The sequence below is a fragment of the Phenylobacterium sp. GW821-FHT12F10 genome, from assembly GCF_058806695.1.
On sequence record NZ_JBXAPY010000001.1, the window covers coordinates 1,215,541 to 1,229,760 of the forward strand.

14 protein-coding genes are annotated in these 14,220 nt (G+C 69.5%); 8 read left to right on the plus strand and 6 right to left on the minus strand.

Annotated features, from left to right (window positions below; genetic code table 11):
• The first annotated feature begins 4 nt into the window (after positions 1-4).
• From ppdK to AC1RN5_RS06115, 4 genes are read left to right on the plus strand one after another with little or no spacing between them, the layout of a single operon-like run.
• Positions 5-2,701: a pyruvate, phosphate dikinase gene (gene ppdK / locus AC1RN5_RS06100; RefSeq protein ID WP_493040364.1), complete on the plus strand. Its 2,697-nt coding sequence runs from the start codon at positions 5-7 to the stop codon at positions 2,699-2,701.
• Positions 2,698-2,937 carry a hypothetical protein gene (locus AC1RN5_RS06105; RefSeq protein ID WP_493040365.1) on the plus strand — a complete coding sequence of 80 codons (240 nt, stop codon included), beginning with the start codon at positions 2,698-2,700 and terminating at the stop codon, positions 2,935-2,937. The genes ppdK and AC1RN5_RS06105 overlap by 4 nt, the downstream gene beginning before the upstream one ends.
• A gap of 9 nt (positions 2,938-2,946) precedes the next feature.
• Positions 2,947-3,171: a hypothetical protein gene (locus AC1RN5_RS06110; RefSeq protein ID WP_493040366.1), complete on the plus strand. Its 225-nt coding sequence runs from the start codon at positions 2,947-2,949 to the stop codon at positions 3,169-3,171.
• Positions 3,168-3,602, plus strand: coding sequence for an ester cyclase (locus tag AC1RN5_RS06115; protein ID WP_493040367.1), 435 nt, complete (start codon positions 3,168-3,170; stop codon positions 3,600-3,602). Before AC1RN5_RS06110 ends, AC1RN5_RS06115 begins: the two co-directional genes overlap by 4 nt.
• 6 nt (positions 3,603-3,608) lie before the next feature.
• On the opposite strand, the gene AC1RN5_RS06120 is transcribed toward AC1RN5_RS06115, so the two are convergent.
• Entirely contained in the window at positions 3,609-6,161 is a 2,553-nt protein-coding gene (locus AC1RN5_RS06120) for a M1 family metallopeptidase (protein ID WP_493040368.1), read from the minus strand.
• A 186-nt stretch (positions 6,162-6,347) separates the two neighbouring features.
• On the opposite strand from AC1RN5_RS06120, the gene AC1RN5_RS06125 reads away from it, so the two are divergent.
• Entirely contained in the window at positions 6,348-6,791 is a 444-nt protein-coding gene (locus AC1RN5_RS06125) for a DUF488 domain-containing protein (RefSeq protein ID WP_493040369.1), read from the plus strand.
• A 10-nt stretch (positions 6,792-6,801) separates the two neighbouring features.
• Here the strand turns inward: AC1RN5_RS06125 and AC1RN5_RS06130 are convergent, their stop codons facing one another.
• The 3 genes from AC1RN5_RS06130 to AC1RN5_RS06140 all read right to left on the minus strand — a co-directional run bounded on the left by AC1RN5_RS06130 (position 6,802) and on the right by AC1RN5_RS06140 (position 8,614).
• Complete coding sequence (locus AC1RN5_RS06130; protein ID WP_493040370.1) at positions 6,802-7,338, minus strand: nuclear transport factor 2 family protein; 537 nt, start codon at positions 7,336-7,338, stop codon at positions 6,802-6,804.
• 102 nt (positions 7,339-7,440) lie between these two features.
• Positions 7,441-7,968 carry a bifunctional 3-hydroxydecanoyl-ACP dehydratase/trans-2-decenoyl-ACP isomerase gene (fabA, locus tag AC1RN5_RS06135; protein WP_493040371.1) on the minus strand — a complete coding sequence of 176 codons (528 nt, stop codon included), beginning with the start codon at positions 7,966-7,968 and terminating at the stop codon, positions 7,441-7,443.
• Between the two features lie 40 nt (positions 7,969-8,008).
• Complete coding sequence (locus tag AC1RN5_RS06140) at positions 8,009-8,614, minus strand: TetR/AcrR family transcriptional regulator (protein ID WP_493040372.1); 606 nt, start codon at positions 8,612-8,614, stop codon at positions 8,009-8,011.
• 133 nt (positions 8,615-8,747) lie between these two features.
• On the opposite strand from AC1RN5_RS06140, the gene AC1RN5_RS06145 reads away from it, so the two are divergent.
• Together AC1RN5_RS06145 and AC1RN5_RS06150 are read left to right on the plus strand one after the other, a co-directional pair.
• Positions 8,748-9,554 carry a GNAT family N-acetyltransferase gene (locus tag AC1RN5_RS06145; RefSeq protein ID WP_493040373.1) on the plus strand — a complete coding sequence of 269 codons (807 nt, stop codon included), beginning with the start codon at positions 8,748-8,750 and terminating at the stop codon, positions 9,552-9,554.
• An 88-nt stretch (positions 9,555-9,642) separates the two neighbouring features.
• A complete protein-coding gene (locus AC1RN5_RS06150) occupies positions 9,643-10,293 on the plus strand; it encodes a glutathione S-transferase family protein (RefSeq protein WP_493040374.1) in 651 nt (216 codons plus the stop codon).
• Positions 10,294-10,309: 16 nt separating this feature from the next.
• Here AC1RN5_RS06150 and AC1RN5_RS06155 read toward each other — a convergent pair whose 3' ends face one another.
• Positions 10,310-10,975, minus strand: a complete 666-nt coding sequence (locus tag AC1RN5_RS06155; protein ID WP_493040375.1) for an HAD family hydrolase — start codon at positions 10,973-10,975, stop codon at positions 10,310-10,312.
• Positions 10,976-11,188: 213 nt separating this feature from the next.
• On the opposite strand from AC1RN5_RS06155, the gene AC1RN5_RS06160 reads away from it, so the two are divergent.
• Positions 11,189-11,596 (plus strand): GFA family protein, encoded by a 408-nt coding sequence (locus AC1RN5_RS06160; protein ID WP_493040376.1) that lies wholly within the window; start codon positions 11,189-11,191, stop codon positions 11,594-11,596.
• Between the two features lie 61 nt (positions 11,597-11,657).
• On the opposite strand, the gene AC1RN5_RS06165 is transcribed toward AC1RN5_RS06160, so the two are convergent.
• Positions 11,658-14,174 (minus strand): PAS domain-containing protein, encoded by a 2,517-nt coding sequence (locus AC1RN5_RS06165; RefSeq protein ID WP_493040377.1) that lies wholly within the window; start codon positions 14,172-14,174, stop codon positions 11,658-11,660.
• Positions 14,175-14,220: the final 46 nt, after the last annotated feature.

A 14,220-nucleotide genomic window follows, 5' to 3' on the forward strand; every position in this document is an offset into this window, starting at 1 on the left:
AAGGATGTCGACCGATACGCTGACGAAGTCGCGCTGGGTCTATTCCTTTGGCGGAGGCGGGGCCGACGGCGACGCCTCCATGAAGAACCTGCTGGGCGGGAAGGGGGCCAATCTCGCCGAGATGTCCTCCCTCGGCCTGCCGGTGCCGCCGGGCTTCACGATCACGACGGAAGCCTGCGTCCACTACTATTCCAACGACAAGCGCTATCCCGACGGCCTGAAGGAACAGGTGGCCGCCGGCCTGGCCAAGGTCGAGGTCCTCACCGGCAAGGTGTTCGGCGACGCCGCCAACCCGCTGCTGGTCTCGGTGCGCTCCGGCGCCCGGGCCTCCATGCCGGGCATGATGGACACGGTCCTGAACCTGGGCCTCAACGACCAGACGGTGGAGGGCCTGGCCAAGCTGGCCGGCGACCGCCGCTTCGCCTTCGACAGCTATCGCCGCTTCATCCAGATGTACTCGGCCGTGGTGCTGGACCTGGATCACCACATGTTCGAGGACATCCTCGACGAGCATAAGGAGCGCCTCGACGTCCACGTCGACACCGCCCTGCGCGCCGAGGACTGGGAGAAGGTCGTCTCCGCCTACAAGGCCGCCGTCGAGCGCGAGCTGGGCCATCCCTTCCCGCAGGATCCCGAGGCCCAGCTCTGGGGCGCGGTCAGTGCGGTGTTCGCCAGCTGGATGAACGACCGGGCGAAGTTCTACCGCCGCATGCACGACATCCCCGAAAGCTGGGGGACCGCCGTCAACGTCCAGTCGATGGTGTTCGGCAACATGGGCGACAGCAGCGCCACCGGCGTGGCCTTCACCCGCAACCCCTCCACCGGCGAGGCCCGCCTCTATGGCGAGTTCCTGATCAACGCCCAGGGCGAGGACGTGGTGGCCGGCATCCGCACGCCCCAGGCCCTGACGCGGGCCGCCCGCGAGGAGATGGGGGAGAAGTCGCCCTCCATGGAGGAAGCCCTCCCGGACGTCTTCAAGGAGTTCAAGTCCGTCGTCGAGAAGCTGGAACAGCACTATCGCGACATGCAGGACATCGAGTTCACCGTGGAGAAGGGGCGCCTCTACATGCTCCAGACCCGCAACGGCAAGCGCACCGCCAAGGCGGCGCTCAAGGTCGCGGTGGACCTGGCCAATGAGGGCCTGATCACCAAGGAAGAGGCGGTGATGCGCATCGAGCCCGGGTCGCTCGACCAGCTCCTGCACCCGACCATCGATCCCAAGAGTCCCCGCGACATCATCACCTCGGGCCTGCCCGCCTCGCCCGGCGCCGCCACCGGCAAGGTGGTCTTCGACGCCGACGAGGCCGAGCGCCTGGCCAGCGCCGGCGAGGACGTGATCCTGGTGCGGGAGGAGACTTCGCCGGAGGACATCCACGGCATGCACGCGGCCAAGGCGATCCTCACCGCCCGCGGCGGCATGACCAGCCACGCCGCCGTGGTGGCCCGCGGCATGGGCCGGCCCTGCGTCTCCGGCGCCAGCGAGCTCTATATCGACGACGCGGCCCAGACCTTCCGGGCCCGCAACCGCACCTTCAAGGCCGGCGACATCATCACCATCGACGGCTCCAAGGGCGAGGTCCTGGCCGGCGCCGTCCAGATGATCGAGCCCGAGCTGACCGGCGACTTCGCCGCCCTGATGGTCTGGGCCGACGCCATCCGCCGCCTGAAGGTCCGCGCCAACGCCGAGACCGCCGCCGACGCCGCCGCCGCCCGCCAGTTCGGGGCCGAGGGCATCGGCCTGGTGCGCTCCGAGCACATGTTCTTCGACGCCGTGCGCATCGCCGCCGTGCGCGAGATGATCCTGGCCGACGACCGCCCCGGCCGCGAGGCGGCGCTCGCCAAGATGCTGGTCATGCAGCGCGAGGATTTCGTCCAGCTGTTCTCCATCATGGAGGGCCTGCCGGTCACCTTCCGACTGCTGGACCCGCCCCTGCACGAGTTCCTGCCCCACACCGCCGAGGACGTGGAGGCCGTCTCCAAGGCCACGGGCCTCGACGCCGCCAAGCTGCTGGCCCGCGCCAAGGAGCTGCATGAGGTCAATCCCATGCTCGGCCACCGCGGCTGCCGCCTGGGTGTGGCCTATCCCGAGATCTACGAGATGCAGGTTCGCGCCATCCTGGAGGCCGCCATCGAGGTGGTCGCCTCGGGCAAGGCCGCGCCGATCCCGGAGATCATGCACCCCCTGGTCTCCAAGGGCCTGGAGATGAAGTTCCTGCGCGAGCTCACCGACCGGGTGGCCCAGCAGGTGATGGCCGAGAAGGGCGTCACCATCGACTACCGCGTCGGCACCATGGTGGAGCTGCCCCGCGCCGCCATCCGCGCCGACGACCTGGCCGAGCACGCCGAGTTCTTCTCCTTCGGCACCAACGACCTGACCCAGACCACCTTCGGCATCAGCCGCGATGACTCGGGCCGCTTCCTGGGCGCCTATATCGACAAGGGCATCTTCGAAAAGGACCCCTTCGTCAGCCTCGACCAGGAGGGGGTCGGCGACCTGATCCGCATCGCCGTGGAGCGTGGCCGCAAGACCCGCCCGGATATCAAGCTCGGCATCTGCGGCGAGCACGGCGGCGACCCGGCCTCCATCGAGTTCTGCGAGAAGGTCGGCCTGGACTATGTGAGCTGCTCGCCCTTCCGGGTGCCGATCGCCCGCCTGGCCGCCGCCCAGGCCGCCATCGGCGAGCGGGAGAAGGACCGGTGAGCGAAGAGCCCGAAACCCCCGTCGCCCGGATAGCCCCCAAGGCCCTTCCGGCCGGCGCGGTGGGGGCCGGGGCGCTGGGCGCCCTGGCCGTCGGTTTCCTGGCGCTGGGCGCGCTCACCATCGGCCGCCTGGCGGTGAGCCGGCTGGCCATCGGCCGCAGCCGCATCAAGCATCTCGAGATCGAGAACTTGACGGTCCGCCACCTCACCGTCCTCGACGACAAGACCCACAGGTAGGAGCTGTCCATGCCGCCCCGCATCCACGGCGTCCTCTATCCGCCGCCCTCCGAGGGGCTGCCCCTGCTGGTGGCCATCTTCCGCGACAACGCCCTGGTGGGCTGCAACATCGCCGCCGACCAGGCCGAGGGCGAGGACAAGATCGCCACCGCCGTGGCCGAGATGCAGCGCCTGGAGGTGGCCTCCAAGATGCCCCCCAGCATCACGGTGAAGCGCCCGGTCCAGGGGCGATGAGCGCCGACCTCCGCGCCGCCCGCGAGAAGACCGTCCGCGACCACATGCGGCTGGAGACCGAGCTCGACTTCGACGCCGTGCTGAAGACCTTCGTGGTCCCCCGCTACGAGCTCTACGGCCAGGGCACGGTGATGGAGGGCGACGCCGCGGTGATGGAGTATTTCCGCCGCTCGCGGACTCCGTTCCCCGACCAGTCCAACGAGGTCATCGCCCTGCACCAGGACGGCGACACGGTCTTCGTGGAGTTCTGGCTGATGGGCACCCACCTGGGTCCGCTCCGCATCCAGGGCAAGGATCATCCCGCGACCGGCAAGGCCTTCCGCATCCGCATGGCCGCGGCCTTCGAGTTCGCCAGGGACAGCGACAAGATCATCGCCGAACGCCCCTATTTCGACCCGACCGCCATCTGGGCTCAGCTCGGGCTCGGCTGAGCGGTCCTACCGCCCCTGGGCCGCGATCCAGGCGCTGATCTCCGGAACGCGCTTGGCCTTGATCTCGGCGCCGTTGCGGATGCGGGCCACGGCCACCTTGGTGTCGCCCTGGGCGTCGGCGGGGATGTTGGCGGCGGCGAAGGCCAGCAGCTCCTCGGCGCGGGCGGCGTCCTTTGAGCGCCCGGCGATCCCCGGCACGAAGCTGTTGCGCCGCAGGGCGTCGAAGCCCTTGGAGATGGCGGGCAGGTTGGCCAGGGTGAAGCGCCAGGCCAGGTCCGGGTGCTCATTGGAAACCCCGGCGATCAGGCGCGGACCGACATTGGTGGGTGGCTCGTCGGTGATCGCCAGGTCCAGCACCTTCTGGGCCAGGGCCGCGTCCCGCACCCCGGCCAGCAATTCGTAGAGCTGCTGCTTCTCCAACGGATCGCGGCTGGTCCGCGCCAGGCCGCGCAGGGTGTCGAAGGTGGCGCCGTCCGCCCCTTCGGCGACGCCGGGCAGCACCCAGCTGCGCGCTCCGGCGTCCAGCTTCGACAGGTCGTGGCCGGTGGCCTCGAACCGCCGGCGCGCCTCGGCCAGGACGGCGGGGGAGTCCAGGGCGATCAGGGCGGTGAGCAGGGTCTCTCGCAGGATGGCCTCGTTGTCGGCCTCGCCGCCCTTGGCGTCGAAGCCCACCCGGTCCAGCACCGGCGCCAGACGGGCCAGCACCCAGGCGCGATAAGCGTTCCGCCCCGGCCCCGCGTCGAAGTAGCCGTCCAGCCCCGCCAGGCCGTTCGCGGCCCTGCGCCAGACCAGGGGATCGGCGGAGGCGGGCAGGGCGGCCGCCAGTTGCAGGTAGTCGCCGATGGGCGCGTAGCCGGCCAGGCCGAGCGCCATGCCGTCGTCCAGCAGGCCGATCTGGTCGGCGGCCTCCCAGCGGCCCATCTGCCCCGCCACCAGGGCGAAGGCCTTGGCGTCGTAGAGGCTGCGGTAATAGCCGGTCTGGCCGGCGTTCAGCACGGCGGGCAGGACCAGGCCGTCCATCGTCTGGGGCGCGGCCCCGGAGATGATCGCGCTCCCCAGGCCGGTCACCGGGGCGGCGCGGACCGGCACGCGCCAGGTGAGGGGGGCCTTGGAAGCCTCGTCGGCGCCGAAACGTCCCTGGCTCAGGGTCGGGGGCGAGCCGGAGGCGAGGGAGATCAGCGGTACGCCGGGCTGCAGGGTGAAGTCGTGGGCGATGGCCGAGATGGGCTTGCCGGCGGCCTTGTCGATCGCCGCCCACAGGTCGCGGCTCGCGGTGTTGCCATAGGCGTGGGCGGCCATATAGGCGCGGACCCCGTCGCGCCAGGCGGCTTCGCCGGCATAGCCCTCCAGCATGCGGATCACCGCCTCGCCCTTCTGGTAGGTGATGGCGTCGAAGGCCTGCTCGGCCTGGGCCACGGTGTTGATGGTCTGCACCACCGGGTGGGTGGAGGCCTTGGAGTCGAGCTTCAGCGCGTCGTCCTTGTCGGCCTGGGCGGTCAGCAGGGGCCGCCACTCGGGGTGGAAGTGGTCGCTGGCCTTCACCGCCATCCAGTTGGCGAAGCCCTCGTTGAGCCATAGGTCGTCCCACCAGGCCATGGTCACCAGGTCGCCGAACCACTGGTGGGCCATCTCGTGGGCCACCACGTTGAACACCGTCTGGCGGTCGGCGGCGGTGGAGAGCTCGGGGTCCACCACGATGTAGGACTGGGTGTAGAGGATGGCGCCCCAGTTCTCCATGGCGCCCGCCGCCTCGCCGGGCGCCCCGATCAGGTCCAGCTTGGGCAGGGGGTACTTCACCCCGAAATAGTCGTTGTAATAGGCCAGCAGCCTGGTGGCGGCCTCCAGGGCGTAGCGGCCATTCTCGGTGTCGCCCCGGCGCATGACCACGCCCACCGTGGTCCCGTCCACCTGGGCGCTGATCCGTTCCAGGTCCCCCAGGCCGAAGAACAGCAGGTAGGAGCTCATCCTGGGGGTGGGCGCGAAGCGAACCGTCTTCAGGCCGCCGGCCAGCGGCGTGCTGCCGATCTCCGGCATGTTGGAGAGCGCCATCTGGCCGGCCGGGACCACCGCGCTCACCGTGAACACCGCCTTCTTGGCCGGCTCGTCGAACAGCGGCAGGAAGCGCCGGGCGTCGGCCGGCTCGAACTGGGTCATCAGCATCCGGCCGCCGTCATAGTCGACGTGGAAGAGGCCGGCGGGCCCCTCGTTGATCTTGCCGGCATAGGTCACGGCCAGCACGTGGCGGCCAGCGGGCAGGGGCCGGGCCAGGGCGAAGGTGGCGGTCTGGGCCGCCGGATCGGTGGTCACCTTGGCCGGTGTGCCGTCCAGGCTCGCAGTGCTAATCTTCAGGTCGGCGGCGTTCAGCACCAGCCGGTTGGTCGGCTTGGCGGTGGTCAGGGTGATCTTCACCTGGCCCTTGAAGGTCAGGGCCTTGGCGTCCGGCGTCACCGTCAGGTCATAGGCCACCGGCTCGACCCCGACCGGTAGCTGGGTCTGGACGGCGGCCCGAGCGGGGAGGGCGGCCAGGAGCAGGGCGGCGACGAGGGCGAGGGCTTTCATGGCCGTGAGTCCTAGCATCTGCCTCCCCTTCATGGGGAGGGTGGACGAAGCGACGCTTCGGACGCGGGGGCGCTGTCAGGATTCCCCACCCCTGATCGCGTCGCGATCGTCCCCTCCCCATGAAGGGGAGGGAGGGTTTTCAACGGCGCCGCTGGCGATATGACCACCTGTCCCTATCTTACGGAAATGCCTAGCCAAATCCCCCTTGCCACCATCGGCTATGAGAGCGCCACCCAGGACGCGGTGATCGCCCGCCTGAAGGCCGCCCAGGTCGCTGTCCTGATCGACGTCCGCGCCGTGGCCGCGTCCCGCCGCGCCGGCTTTTCCAAGACCCTGCTGGCCGCCAGCCTGGCCCAGGCCGGGATCGAGTACCTCCACCTGCGCCAGCTCGGCACGCCCAAGCCGGGCCGCGAGGCCGCCCGCAAGGGCCGCATCGGCGAGATGACGGAGATCTTCGAGGCCCACATGGCCGAGCCCGCCGCCCAGCTCGAACTGGCCCGCGCCACCGCCATCGCCGCCGACCGCAAGACGGCCCTGCTCTGCTACGAGGCCGACGCCTGCGGCTGCCATCGCAAGATCCTGGCCGAGGCCATCGCCGGGACCCTCGGCTGCGAGATCGAGAACCTGTAGACCGTCGCCCCTACCGGCGGATCGAAAAGCCCGGATGCACCGTCGGGCAGGGCGGCCGGCTGCAGGCGTCCCTGTCCGACAGCCGGTCGCCGACCTTGCCGCTCTGGCTGAACAGCCAGATCCACTGGCCGTCGCGCTTCTCGAACACGTCCACCCAGGCGAAGGTCCCGCTGACGTCCGTCCCCGCGAAGGTCGCGCGTCCCGTATTGACCCCCTCGACGATGGCGGTCGACCCGAAGATCTGGATGGTGAAGGGCCGAAACTCCATCGACTCCACCACCAGCTTGCCGGACCCGATCAGGCCGAGCAGTTGCGCCTTCGAGGCGCCAGCGTCGCGGCTGGCCGGGTCCACGAAGCGAAACCCCTCGTCCATCTGCGCGGCGACTCGCGCCAGGGTCTTTGGATCCTGGGTGATCTGCATCTCGGCGAAGTCGTGTTCGATCTTCGCCAGCGCCGCCTCGTCGGGCCCCGCCGACGCCGGGCTCGCGGCGATCAGGACCGCGGCGATCGAAACGCTCAGCAGCATCGGGGCCGATGGACTTTTCATGGATCTCTCCGATCGGCGCCGCGCGCCCTCCAGATTTACATTTGTAAACCTAAGAAACTACAATTGTAAATTATAGTCAACGCCCGGGGCCGGGAGGCCGCTTCAGTCCGCGGGCCGGATCATCCCGACCCTCAGGTCGCTGGCGGCATAGACACAGGCGCCGTCGGCGAACAGCTGGCCCGTCGCGACCCCGAGCGCGAGCTGGCCGCGCCGGGCCTGGCGCACGTTCACCTCGTAGCGCACCAGGCGGGTGTCGGGCGTGATGTCGCCCCGGAACCTGATCTCGCCGCCCAGGGCGCGGCCCTTGCCCGGCGACCCCGACCAGCCCAGCCAGTAGCCCAGCATCTGCCACATGGCGTCCAGCCCCAGGCAGCCCGGCATGATCGGGTCGCCCGGGAAGTGGCAGGCGAAGAACCAGAGGTCCGGGGTGATATCCAGCTCGGCCACGATGTGGCCCTTGCCGAATTCCCCGCCGTCGAGGCTCAGCGCCGTGATCCTGTCCATCATCAGCATGGGCGGGGCCGGCAGTTGCGCGTTGCCGGGCCCGAAATAGCCGCCTCGGCTCGACAGGATCAGGTCGTCCCTCGTGTAGCTGGACTTCGGTTCATGAAAGTCGTGCGGATCGGCCACGGCGTCGGTTCCTTTCTGGCCTGGGATGTTCGCTGTCAGGTCACGCCGGCGATCCCGCCTCGGGGGCCGGCAGGCGCAGGGCGCCGGCGACGAAGACCCAGATCTTGTCGGTCAGCACGCCACGGTCGGGGCGGTGGGGGCTGGTCAGGGCGCCGATCAGCGCCTGGCGGATGCCGCCGATCATCAGGGCGATGGTGAGACGCGGATCGAGGTTGGCGGGGATGACGCCCTCCCGCTGCCCCACCCGCAGATTGTGCGCGCCGGCGGTGAGCTGCCGCTTGGTGAAGGCCTGCTCGACATCCAGCACCTCGGCGGCCCGGCTCAAGGGGCCGACCACCAGGGGCGCGAAGGGGTGGTCGTAGTGGAAGGCGATATAGGCGGCGAGCCGCTCCTTCTCCCGCCCCGCCCAGTCCGGGGAGACCAGCTTGGAGGGACTGAAGGCTGTGTCCTCCAGCCGGTTGTAGAAGCGCTCCACCACCGCGGCGATGAGCCCCGCCTTGGATCCGAAGTGGTGATAGGCCAGGCCGACCGAGACCTTGGCCCGCTTGGCGACGGCCTGCATCTCCAGCAGCCCGTGGCCGTGGATCAACTCCTCCTGAGCGGCGGCGATCAAGCGCTCGCGCGTGCCGATCTTGGTCGTGGCCATTGGGGAGTCCAGCGCTGAATTGAATTCAATTTAACAGGAGGCGCGCGGGCGACAAGCCGCAAAGGCGACGCGGACGTTTCCCGCCTCCGGGAAGGGTGGCAAGCTCGCGGCAAAGGGCGCGGGGGCGAGATTCATGGACGAGACCGACGAACTGATGCGGCTCTGCGTGCGCGCCCTCGTCGCCCAGATGGGCGATGTGCCGGGGGTCGAGATGCGGCTGACGCGGGACTGCGTCCTGGGCCTGACCGGCGAGCCCTCGCCCGACTTCAACAGGCTGACCCTGGGCGCGGGACCCGAGGCCGAGACGTTCCTGATCTCGTCGGTGGCGCGGGCCAGGGCGCGGGGCCTCCCGATGATCGCCGTCATGCCGCCGCGGGTGGCCGAGGCGCTGGCGCCGGTGGCGATGCAGCTGGGACTGGCGCCGGTGGGGACCTCGCCGCTGATGGTGCTGCGGGCCGGGACGCCGGTCACGCCGAGCCGGCCGGTGAAGATCACCCGCGCCCTGGGACCCGAGCTGGTGGCCATAGCCGGCGATCTCGCCGCCGCAGCCTTCGACTCGCCCCGCGACGTCCTCGCCCGCTGCATCGATGTCTGCGTCACCGAGACCGCCGGAGTGGAGACCTGGATCGCCTGGGACGGCGAGCGGCCGATGAGCGCGGTCACGGTGACGCCCACCGGGAACACGGCGGGAATCTCGCTGATGGCCACGCCGCCGGATCGCCAGCGCGGCGGCTGGGGCCGCGCCCTGCTGACCCAGGTGATGGCCGACTATCGGAGGCGGGGTGTCGTGCGTTTCCACCTGGGCGCGACCGAGGCGGGGCTGCGGCTCTATGAGAGCCTCGGCTTCACCACCATCGCCAGCCTCTCAGCCTGGCTTCTGGAGGGTCCGAAGGGTGGCGTTCCGGGGCGAAAACGCCAGCCGGTGTCGGAAGGCGCCTAGGCCGTTCGTCCTGTGGGGCGGAGAAGACGCGGAGACAGACAGTGCGAGAGACCCACGCCACGCGCGACGCCGCTTCCGGAGCGGCCCGATGAGCCCCACCATCACCGCCTTCAAGGCCTCCCCCGACCGTGGCCGGGGCCTGGCCCGCGACATGCGGGTCCGCTGGGCCTTGGAGGAGGTCGGCCAGGCCTATGACGTGCGGCTGCTGACCTTCGCCGAGATGAAGGAGCCGGCCCACCTGGCCCTGCATCCCTTCGGGCAGATCCCGACCTATGAGGACGGCGGCCTGGCCCTGTTCGAGAGCGGCGCGATCATCCTGTACGTCGCCCAGCAGCACGCCGGCCTGCTGCCCGACGACGCCGACGCCCGGGCCCGCGCCATCAACTGGATGTTCGCGGCGCTCAACACCGTGGAGCCCCCGATCCTGGAGCTGCAGACCGCCATGTTCACCGAGCGCGACAAAGGCTGGTTCGGCGAGCGCCTGCCCCTGATCCATGACACCATCCGCGTCCGGCTCGCCCAACTCTCCAACCGCCTGGGCGAGGCCGACTGGCTGGACGGGGCGTTCAGCGCCGGGGACCTGATGATGGTCTCGGTGCTGCAGCGGCTGGGCGCCTCGGGCCTGGTGGCGGAATATCCGAACCTGGCGGCCTATGTCGCCCGGGCCGAGGCCCGGCCGGCCTACCGGCGCGCCTTCGACGCCCAGTACGCGGTCTTCCTCGCCGCCTCGGGCGGCTGATCGGCGCGCGGCGTGCTCACGGACACGCCAGGACCAGGTCGCGAACCTCATGCAGGTCCCGCGCGACACGGACGCACAGGGCGCGAAGCGCCTCGGTGGGCTCGAGCAGGTCGGGGACCATCACGGTCATCATGCCCGCCGCCGCCGCCGATCTGATCCCGATATGGGAGTCCTCCAGCGCCAGGCATGACCGGGGCTCGACCCCCAGCCGTTCGGCCGCCCTCAGGAAGGGGTCGGGGGCGGGTTTGCCATTCTCGTAGTCGCCCCGGCAGACGATCTGGTCGAAGCGATCCCTGAGGCCGTGGGCGGTCAGGTGACGCTCGACCGTGGCGCGGGAGGACGAGGTGGCGATGGCGCGCGGCAGCCGGACCTGGTCCAGGACCTCCAGCAGCTCGAACACGCCGGGCTTGAGGGCCAGGTCCTTCTCAGCGATCGCCCAGAAATGGCGCCGCCAGTCGGCGTGGAAATCCTCGAAGCGAAAATCCTCGCCGAAGTGCGAGCGGAACAGGCCCCCGCACTGCGAGCGCCGCACCCCGATGGACCCATCGTAGACCGCGTCCGGAATCTCATGCCCAGCTTCGGCGGCGGCGGCCAGCAGCGCCGCCTGCCAGAGCGCCTCGGTGTCGAATAGCAGGCCGTCCATATCGAAGACCACGGCGCTCGGCCGATGGGGCAAGATCATCTGCGCGCGTCCTTCTCCGCGATCGGGGACGACGCCGGGACCGCCATTCGCCCGAACATGGCCAATGGCGGAATGGGCCCCTCCGAATGGCGGAGGCTCGCGGCTTCCCGACGCTGTTTCAAGCCCTCGTTGAAGTGCGAGGACGGGCGGAGATTGCATTCCGCCGCGCTTCACGTTCCGATGCCGCCGGGGATAGCCCGCGGGGGAAAGCCAATGACCGTTCGGACCGGCAGCTGTCTCTGTGGCGCCAGGGCCTATGAGATCGACGGCGATCTGGATGGCGTCTGGGTCTGCCACTGCTCGCTGTGCCGCAAGGCCTCGGGCGCGAACGGAAACGCCATCCTGATCGTCCCGGTGGACCGGTTTCGCTGGGTGAGGGGGGAGGATCACGGCGTCACCTTCGCCCTGCGCGAGACCTACGCCATCACCCGTTGCCGGACCTGCGGCACGCCGCTCCCGGCCGAAACGGACGCGCGGAATGTCTATGTCACGGCGGGGACCCTCGACGAGCCCCTCGGCAAGGGTGTTCGCACGCACCTGTTCTGCGCCTCGAGGGCCGACTGGGACCGCGACGAACCCGACGCCCGCTCCTTCGATGAACGTCCCACCGGACCGGGGTGAGACATCGCCGACCCTTGGAACGTCCGGGAAGGGTGCAGGCCGACGCGCGCCGCGTCGACGCCTAGGACGTCGCGCCCTTTTCGATGGCCTGGTGAAGTACGCGCGAGAGGGCCTCGACCGAGTAGGGCTTTTGGATGAGCTCGAAGCCGCGATGGCCTTCCTGCGCGAGCACCTCACTGTAGCCGCTGGTGAGCACCACCGGCAGGTTCGGGTATTTCGCCCGGATGCGTGTCGCCAGCTCGAGGCCGTTCATGCCGGCCATGACGACATCGGAGAAGACCAGGTTGAACCGAGCGGGATACTGCTTCAGCACGGCCAGTGCTTCGGTCGCGCCGATGACCCAGTGGGTGGCGTAGCCGAGATCATGGAGCAGTTCGGTGGTGAATTCGCCGACCGCCGCATTGTCCTCGACCACCAGGACAAAGCGCCCCTCGCCCCCAGACGCCGGCGGCTTTGCGACGGCCTCGCCGGTGTCATCGTCGGCCGCGGCGTCGACTAGCGGCAGGTAGATGGTGAATGTCGCGCCCGCGCCAGGCCGGCTGGTCACGGCGATCTCGCCTCCCGACTGCTTGGCGAATCCGAAGGCTTGGCTGAGCCCGAGGCCGGTCCCTGCTCCGACCGCCTTGGTGGTGAAAAAGGGTTCGAAGATCTGATCCAGCTTTTCCGCGGCGATACCCGATCCCGTGTCCAAGACGGAGATGGCGACGAACCGGCCGATCTGGGGCGGGTGGCTGCGGAGCGCCGGCACCTTGTTCGCGGCCCTGACGGTGATGGTGAGCTTGCCTTCGCCGGACATGGCGTCGCGCGCGTTGACCGCCAGGTTGACGATGGCGGTTTCGAACTGGCCGACATCGGCGCTGGCGACCAGGCCCGGGTCGGCGTCCACGACAATGTCGATTCGGCTGCCGACCAGGGGTTGGATCAGCCGCGTGATGTCCTGGACCTGGGCGCTGACGTCGAACAGTTGCGGCTTGAGCGGCTGGCGCCGGGCGAAGGCCAGGAGCTGATGGATCAGCGCCGCGGCCCGATCGACCGTCACGGCGATCGCCTCGACGTAGCGGGCGCGGCGTTCCTCCGCCAAATCCGGGCGGCGCAGGAAGTCCGAGGCGGAGCGGATGATGGTGAGCAGGTTGTTGAAGTCGTGCGCCACCCCGCCGGTCAGCTGGCCCAGGGCTTCGAGCTTCTGGGACTGGCGAAGAGATTCCTGGGCCTGCTCCAGCTCGGCCGCCCGCAGGCGCTCTTCGGTGATGTCGCGGCTGGTGGAGTAGAGCTTGCCATCCGCGGGGACACCCACCCAGGACAGCCAGCGATAGTCGCCGGCCGAGGTGCGGTAGCGGTTCTCGAAATTCAGCACCGGGGCGCCGATCCTCACGCCATCAAAGGCGTCGTCGCTGGCCAGCGCATCGTCGGGGTGCAGGAACTCGCCGTAGAATTTCCCGACGAGCTGATCGGTCGGCCATCCCAGCGCCTGTGTCCAGGCGTCGTTGACCGAGAGGAAGCGGCCGTCGTCGAGGGATATGACCGACAGCAGGTAGGGGCTGACGTCCCATGTCCTGCCGCGCTCGCGGGCGCGCTCCGCCACCTGGTTCTCCAGGTCGAGGACGAGGGCCCGCAGGGTTGCGTCGGAGTCGCGCAGGCGCGCCTCGGCGCGGACCCGCTCGCTGACATCGTAACCCCCGACGAAGATGCCGGTGACCTGGCCGTCGTCGCCGCGGATGGGATGGTAGAGGAAATCCAGGAAGCGCTCGTCGGCCTCGCCCTTCAGTGAGATGGACATGTCGCGCGCCGCGAAGGACTCGCCGCTGGCATAGACTTGATCGAGCAGGGCGAAGAAGGCCTGGTCCGACAGGTCGGGGAACACCTCCCTAACCGTTCGATCCAGATAGGTTCGCGATCCGGCCAGCTCCACATAGGCGTCGTTGACGTAGGCGTAGGTGTGGTCTGGGCCCGACAGCACAGCGACGAAGCCGGGCATCTGCTGAAGATTGCGATGCTGCTGGTCCGCCTGGGCGGTCATCTTCCGATCGGCCAGCACCCGGGCGGTGGTCTCGATGACGGTGACCAGCACGCCGGCGATCAGGCCGTCGTCGTCCCGCAGCGGGCTGTAGGCCAGGGTCAGCCAGGCGTCCTCCAAGGCCCCGTTGCGCACGAGGGGATAGAGGGCGTCCTGGAAATCGCACGACTCGCCGGCCAGGACCCGCTGGTAGATGGGCTCGTTGATGTGCCAGACTTCCGGCCAGCACTCGCGTTTCGCTTGGCCCAGCCCCTGAGGGTGCTTGTCGCCCATCAGCGTGCGGTAGCCGTCATTGTAGATCTGCACGAGGTCCTCGCCCCAAAGGACGATGGCGGGAAAGCCGCCCGCCAGGACGACATCGACGGCGCCGCTCAGCCGCTGCGGCCACGCGGCCTGGGCGCCGAGCGCCGTCTTCGACCAGTCCATGTCACGCACGCGCGCGACCATTTCGCCGGGGATGCCGGCCTCGACGTACGCTGTCATGCGACCCAGCGCTCCATCGGCACAATTGCGGGGATGATGCATCCCTACACATTGCGCACCGGCATGCCCAGAACCGATCAAGCAGTCCAACGAGCGCGGCGGGACGACTTCGCCAAGGTCCGCGAAC